Source organism: Sphingosinicella sp. (genome assembly GCF_052387495.1).
Taxonomy (GTDB): Bacteria; Pseudomonadota; Alphaproteobacteria; order Sphingomonadales; family Sphingomonadaceae; genus Allosphingosinicella.
The window spans coordinates 1-6,025 of record NZ_JBQTJC010000283.1; the positions used below are offsets into that span (position 1 = coordinate 1).

A 6,025-nucleotide genomic window follows, 5' to 3' on the forward strand; every position below is an offset into this window, starting at 1 on the left:
ATCGCGCCGATGACGGCGACCGCCTCCGATCTCGTCACCCTCGCCGTGCTCGCCGCCGGCAATATCGTCCGCTAATCAGATCCTCCCCTGCCTTTGCAGGATCATCGGGTCGGATCGTCTCCCAGACGATCCTTGGCCATGCGGGGCATGGCCAACCTGATGATGGGGACCGCGCGAAGCGCGGTGGAGGGGCATTCTCCCTGAGCCAAGGCCCCTCCACCAGCCTGCGGCTGGTCCCCCTCCCCGAGAAATCTCGGGGAGGAATTAAAGGCTATTGCGGGTTGTCGGCGGTCTGGCCGCGGCGGCCGGCCTGGCCGACCGCGCCGATATTGCCGAACAGCTCCTCGAACAGGCTGCGGTTGCGGCCCAGGGTCGGCGTCTCGTCGCTGGTCGGGCGGATATTGGCGGCGAGATCGAGGCCGGTGCGCTCGACCCGCTCGACATTGCCGGCGGCGTCGAAGCGGACGTGGAGTACAGTCTGCGCGGTGGGGCGCGGCGAGCGGAAGGCGTATTGGCGGGTATTGCGCGAGACGTAATACCAGTCGCGCTCCTGCTCGTCGAACTGGCCGACGAAGCTCGGGCGGCCGAGCGTCCCGACCACCGATTCCTTGTTGTCGACGCCCGGCTGGATCGCCGAAATGAGGGTTTCGTCGACGAGATAGCCCTGGTGGCCTCTGATCTGCGTGCAGCCGCCGAGCAAGGTGGCGGCGCCGAACGCGGCCAGAACGAGGCGGGGTCCCTGTGGGAAGCTCATCGAATCACAATCTCCTGATCGCCCGGCCGAAGGCTCCCACACGGGCGGCGGACTTGACTAGGTCCCCCAATATGAACATCGGCTAACCGGCGCAAGCCGCCCGATATTTTTGGAAGCCCTCCTTGTCCCTGCTGCAGCGCATTTTCGGCGAGAGCAAGCAGCGCGCCGCGCTGGCGCCTCTCTACCACGCGATCGTCGCCGCCGGGCGCGATCCGGCCTGGTACCGCGCCGGCGTGCCGGACTCGCTCGACGGGCGCTTCGACATGATCGCGGCGCTGACCGCTTTGGTCCTGCTCCGGCTGGAGACGGAGGGCGAGGCGGCGCGCGAGGCCTCGGTGCGGCTCACCGAGACCTTCATCGACGACATGGACAGCTCGCTTCGCCAGATCGGGATCGGCGACTATGTCGTCGGCAAGCATGTCGGCCAGATGATGAGCGCGCTGGGCGGGCGCCTCGGTGCGTTTCGCGACGCACAGAGCGGGCTGGACGAGGCGGTCCGGCGCAACATCTTCCACGACGCCCCGCCGTCGGTGGACGCGGTCGCGACCGTCGCGGCGCGGCTGGAAACGATTCGCGACGGACTCACCGCCGCGAACCTCGCCGCCCTTTTCGCCGGCGAACTGCCGAAGCTATGACGGCCCCCGAATTCAGCCGGCCGGTCCCGCTCGATACGATCGGCGAGGCGCCGCGCCGGGTCGCGATCGAGGCCGACGAAGCCGAGCGCGCCGTGCTCGCCGCCCGCTTCGGCCTGGTCGCGATCGACCGGCTCGCGGCCGAGGCGGAGCTGGTCCGGACGGGAACCGATGTGGCCGCCACGGGCCGGATCGAGGCGGCGGTCACCCAGGCCTGCGTCGCCACGGGCGCGCCGGTGGAGGCGAGAATCGACGAGCCTTTCTCGATCCGGTTCCAACCCCTGCCCGAGTCCGGACCGGACGAGGAGATCGAGCTCGGCGAAAACGAGCTGGACGTGACCTTCTACGAAGGCGGCGCGATCGACCTCGGCGAAGCCGCGGCGGAGACGCTGGCGCTCGCCCTCGACCCCTATCCCCGCAGCCCCGACGCCGAGACGGCGCTCAAGCAAGCGGGCGTGCAGAGCGAAGAGGAAGCGGGCCCGTTCGGCGCGCTCGCCGCGCTCCGGGGCAAGCTCGGCAAATAGCCGTCGCCCCGGCGCAGGCCGGGGCCTCAGGACACGATTACTCGGCGTGTCTCCCTGAGATCCCGGCCTCCGCCGGGATGACGGGCTGTCGGGCCCATCAGAACGGAACGTCGTCGTCCAGGTCGCTGTCGAAGGCGGGCTGCGGACGCGACTGCTGGCGGGGCGCATCGCCGCTGCTGCTGTCGCCATAATCGTCGCCGCCATAGCTGCCGCCACTACCACCGCCGCCCTTCGGGTCCAGCAGGACGAGCTCGCCGCGGAAACGCTGCAGCACGATCTCGGTCGAATAGCGGTCGGCGCCGCTCTGGTCCTGCCATTTGCGGGTCTGGATCTGCCCCTCGAGATAGACTTTCGAGCCCTTGCGCAAATAGGATTTGGCGACCCGGCCGAGATTCTCGTTGAAGATGACGACGCGGTGCCATTCGGTCCGCTCCTGGCGGTTGCCGGTTGCCTTGTCGGTCCAGCTCTCGGAAGTGGCGACGCGCATGTTCACCACCTCGCCGCCATTGTTCAACGACCGCGCCTCGGGATCGTCGCCGAGATTGCCGACCAGGATGACCTTGTTCACGCCCGCCATTTGTTCCTCCGAAAATGTCTTGCCCCGGCATAAGGCAAGCCGGCGGTCAGGCCAAGCTCAAGCGGGTCGGCGGCGCGCCCACAGAAACCCGATCGCGAGCAGCACAATCATCGCCGCCTGGCCGAGCAAAGTCTCCGTGGTCGGATAAAGGCCGAGGATCGGGCTGCGCGGCCCGCCTTCGATCGGAGAAACGCCGATGAACCCCGCTTCCTGAAGCGCCGCCAGTCCCTTCCCCGCGAGCACGACGGCCAGCACTGCGATCAGGGCCGCGCTGTAGGCGAAGAACTTGCCGATCGGCAGCCGTGCCGAAAGCTTGAGCATCGCCCAGGCGACCAGCGCCAGAAGCGCGACGGCAACGGCGGCTCCACCGGCGAGTGCCGCTTCGTCGCCCTGTCCACCCAAGGCGGCGAAGAAAATGATCGTCTCGAACACCTCGCGATAGACGGCGATGAAGGCGAGGGCGAACAGGAACCAGGCCGAGCTGCGGGTGAGCGCGTGACCGAGCCGCTCGCGCACATAGGCCTGCCAGGCACCCGCCTGCGCCTTGCCGTGCATCCAGATTCCGACGAAAAGCAGAACCAGGGCGGCGAGCAGCGAGCCGAGGCCCTCGGTCATTTCGCGGTCCGCGCCGCTGATCGAGATGAGGTGGCTGGCAGCCCACCAAGTGGCGGCCCCGGCCGCGAGCGCGCCGGCCCAGCCGATGTGGACGTAGCGCAGCATGTCCGGCCGTTCCGCCTTTTTCAGGAAGCCGATCATCGCGACCACGATCAGCAGCGCCTCGAGTCCTTCGCGGAGCAGAATCGCGAACGCGCCGAGAAAGGCGGAAGCCCCACCTCCCGCCTCGGGGGCAAGCGCGGTCTCGGCACGATCGAACAAGGCGAGCAAGCGCGCGATTCGGTCGTCGATCTCGGTTGTGGGAGCGCCGCGCGCGATAGCGGCCCGCAACCCGTTCATTTCCCCTTCGACTTCGGCGACGAGGCCGCCGGCCCGGGCGCTGAGCAGGGCCTCCACGGGCTCGAAGCCGTCGAGATAGGCGGCGAGCGCGAGCTCGCGGGCCTCGTCGCGGTCGCCACGGCGATAGGCCGCCTGAGCCTCGCCCAGCAACGTGCGGGCGACTCCGAGCGACTGGGGGGCGTCGGTTCGAGTCAGCGCCCCGGGTTCGGCGCGCAGAAAGGCGATGACGGCATTGGCCTTATCCTCGCCGAACTCGCGCGCGAGCGTGGCGGGCGTAATCGAGACGAGGGCCTCAAGGTTGGGGATTCGGGCACGGACCCTTGCATCCTCGCGCCAGTGATTGCGCCCGGCCTCGACCAACGCCGGGGGATAGGCGAAGCGACCGGCGTGGAAGGCAAGCGCCCAGCGCTGCTCCGCCGGGAGCGCCGCGTAGCTTTGCATCGCCGTGCCTTCGAGGCCTTGCTCGATCACCTGATAAAGCGCGAAGATGCTGCGCTCGCGCGCCCGGTCCCGGTCGGCGAAGGCGATAGCCGGCGGCTCGAGGCCGCGGGCGGCCGGTCCGTCCGCCAGGCCCGTCGCGCCGTGGCAGGAGGCGCATTGCTCGCCATAGACTCGTGCGCCGAGCGCCAGATCCGGCGCGGCCGGGGGCGCGAGCGGAACCGGATAGGCGGCGAGCAGCCGGCCGCCGAGCGCGCGTGCCATGCGCGCGACCTCCTCCGGCGGGGCGCGTCGGGCCACGGCCTGCTCCAACGCCCGGGCATCGGCGATCAAAGCGGCGCGCGCCGGGTTCCCGGGCAGCCGACCGAGCCGCTCGACCACCGTCGCCGTGAACTCGCGCATCTCGTGATATTCGAACTGGCTGACGATCCGGCCATCCTGAACCGCGCCGGCATAGTCGACGGCGATGTAGTCGAGCAGCCGCCAGGTCACCTGGGCCCCGTTGTCCTGGGCTGCCGCAGGGCCGGCGAGCAGGGCGAGCAGCAGGATCGGAAGCAGCCGCCGAGACAGGCGGATCAGAAGCTGGGCCATGATTCCCCGCGGCGAATACGAACCGGCCGGGGACTAGACACGTTGCGAGTGATTATCAATAGCGGTTCAGCCGGCTCAGCCGGCGGCGGCGAGGGGGATCTCCGCGGGTTCGGGTTCGCGGCGGTGGACGGCGAGCCTGGGCGTGTGGGTCGCGATCGACCAGTGGCAGCGGCCGGCGGCCTTGGCCCGGTAAAGCGCCTGGTCCGCCGCCTCGATCAAGGTCGCGAAATCGCGGCCATGCTCGCGGCTCAGGGCGACGCCGATGCTGACGCCGATGTCGATCCCCTGATCGCCGATCAGATAGGGCGCGTCGGCGAGCGCGCCGATCAGCTCCTCGGCCAGGGCGCAGGCCGCCGCGCGGTCCTCGCAGGGCGAGATCATCAGGAATTCGTCGCCGCCGACGCGAACGAGGATGTCCCGCTCGCCCGCGGCCCGCCGCAGCCGCGCCGCGATCTCGGCGAGGAGGCGGTCGCCGGCGGCGTGGCCGAGCGTGTCGTTGACCCGCTTGAAGCCGTCGAGATCGAGGAAATAATAGGCGACGTCATTGTCCACCGCCCGCTCCAGCTCCGCGGCCAGGCCCGAACGGTTGAGCAGACCCGTGAGGTCGTCGTGACGGGCGCGATGGTCCATCGCCATCTCGGCCTGCATGCGGGCGATCATCACCCGGTTCATTCGGAAGGCGGCGCTGGTCATCGCAAACAGGTAGATCGGGATCTGGATCGCCGTGGCGAGAAAGAGCGGCTCGCCCGACAGGATCGCGCCGGCCAGGCAGGGGCCGAGGCTGAGCAGGATCATCAAAGCCGCCATACGTGGCGCGGCGAAATTGCGGAAGCAGATGCCGCCGATCATTGCGCCGCCGGACAGGCAGGCGAGCGTCGCCGCCACCCAATCGCCGCTGGTCAGGCAGATGAAGGCGCCGAAGCCGACCAGGCTCGCCCAGAGCAAGGCGAGCAGGATGTAGAGATCGTCGGGCCCGCGCCGCCCCTCGCGGATCGCGCGCTGCCCCGCGATCAGGACGGGCAGGCGGACCATGGCGAGTAGCAGTTCCGCGCCGGCCCAGAACAGGAAGAGCGGCGTCGGATTGCGCGCGGCGATAACGCCCGAGACCAGCAGGGTGTTGAGGATGCCGCCGAGGAAGATCGGGAGCGAACCGTAGAGGCCGTTGAACAAGGATGCCCGGATCGGCTCAGGCACGTCCCTGCCCGGATCGACGAGCCAGCGGGTCAACGACCAGCGCGGCAACCTGACGGTGCTGAGTGCTTCCGACACGTCTGCTTTCCCCGCGCGGCTTCCTATTTTCGAGCCGCGTCCCGCCGCCGCAATAGCGCCAAGGCGTTAAGTCTTTCTGAGGAGCGGCACGGAAGACTTGCGCTGGACGCGCGGCGGCTCAGATTGCCGGATAGCGCCGCCGCCCCAGGAAGCGTCTGCGCGAGGGCAGCCGTGCGCCCGTCCCGCGCCAGCGGCCCTTGAACTTCTCGAAGCGCATGACGTCGTCGATCCGCCGATCGAGGAAGGCGCGGGTCGCGATGAGCCCCTCGCTGTCGTCGTCGAGAAA

General features: G+C 69.3%; 6 protein-coding genes and 1 pseudogene. 2 read left to right on the top strand and 5 right to left on the bottom strand.

The window, feature by feature from the left end; all coding sequences use genetic code 11:
* Positions 1-271: 271 nt before the first annotated feature.
* Positions 272-754 (bottom strand): outer membrane protein assembly factor BamE, encoded by a 483-nt coding sequence (locus ACT4N8_RS15485; RefSeq protein WP_444859008.1) that lies wholly within the window; start codon positions 752-754, stop codon positions 272-274.
* A gap of 122 nt (positions 755-876) precedes the next feature.
* On the opposite strand from ACT4N8_RS15485, the gene ACT4N8_RS15490 reads away from it, so the two are divergent.
* Together ACT4N8_RS15490 and ACT4N8_RS15495 are read left to right on the top strand one after the other, a co-directional pair.
* Positions 877-1,389, top strand: a complete 513-nt coding sequence (locus ACT4N8_RS15490; RefSeq protein ID WP_444859009.1) for a ubiquinol-cytochrome C chaperone family protein — start codon at positions 877-879, stop codon at positions 1,387-1,389.
* Positions 1,386-1,910 carry a YceD family protein gene (locus ACT4N8_RS15495; protein ID WP_444859010.1) on the top strand — a complete coding sequence of 175 codons (525 nt, stop codon included), beginning with the start codon at positions 1,386-1,388 and terminating at the stop codon, positions 1,908-1,910. Before ACT4N8_RS15490 ends, ACT4N8_RS15495 begins: the two co-directional genes overlap by 4 nt.
* Before the next feature lie 97 nt (positions 1,911-2,007).
* On the opposite strand, the gene ssb is transcribed toward ACT4N8_RS15495, so the two are convergent.
* The 4 genes and pseudogenes from ssb to ACT4N8_RS15515 all read right to left on the bottom strand — a co-directional run.
* Complete coding sequence (gene ssb, locus ACT4N8_RS15500) at positions 2,008-2,487, bottom strand: single-stranded DNA-binding protein (protein ID WP_444859011.1); 480 nt, start codon at positions 2,485-2,487, stop codon at positions 2,008-2,010.
* Positions 2,488-2,544: 57 nt separating this feature from the next.
* The gene (locus ACT4N8_RS15505; RefSeq protein WP_444859012.1) at positions 2,545-4,470 is read right to left on the bottom strand and encodes an FTR1 family protein; all 1,926 of its coding nucleotides are present in this window, start codon (positions 4,468-4,470) and stop codon (positions 2,545-2,547) included.
* A 75-nt stretch (positions 4,471-4,545) separates the two neighbouring features.
* Positions 4,546-5,739 (bottom strand): diguanylate cyclase domain-containing protein, encoded by a 1,194-nt coding sequence (locus tag ACT4N8_RS15510; RefSeq protein WP_444859013.1) that lies wholly within the window; start codon positions 5,737-5,739, stop codon positions 4,546-4,548.
* Between the two features lie 118 nt (positions 5,740-5,857).
* Positions 5,858-6,025: pseudogene (locus ACT4N8_RS15515) on the bottom strand (COQ9 family protein); the annotation flags it as partial.

What these genes read in the sequence shown, in the direction of transcription:
- ACT4N8_RS15485 (WP_444859008.1), bottom strand. Translation starts at nt 754, where the DNA reads ATGAGCTTCCCACAGGGACCCCGCCTCGTTCTGGCCGCGTTCGGCGCC.
- ACT4N8_RS15495 (WP_444859010.1), top strand. Translation starts at nt 1,386, where the DNA reads ATGACGGCCCCCGAATTCAGCCGGCCGGTCCCGCTCGATACGATCGGC.
- ssb (WP_444859011.1), bottom strand. Translation starts at nt 2,487, where the DNA reads ATGGCGGGCGTGAACAAGGTCATCCTGGTCGGCAATCTCGGCGACGAT.
- ACT4N8_RS15505 (WP_444859012.1), bottom strand. Translation starts at nt 4,470, where the DNA reads ATGGCCCAGCTTCTGATCCGCCTGTCTCGGCGGCTGCTTCCGATCCTG.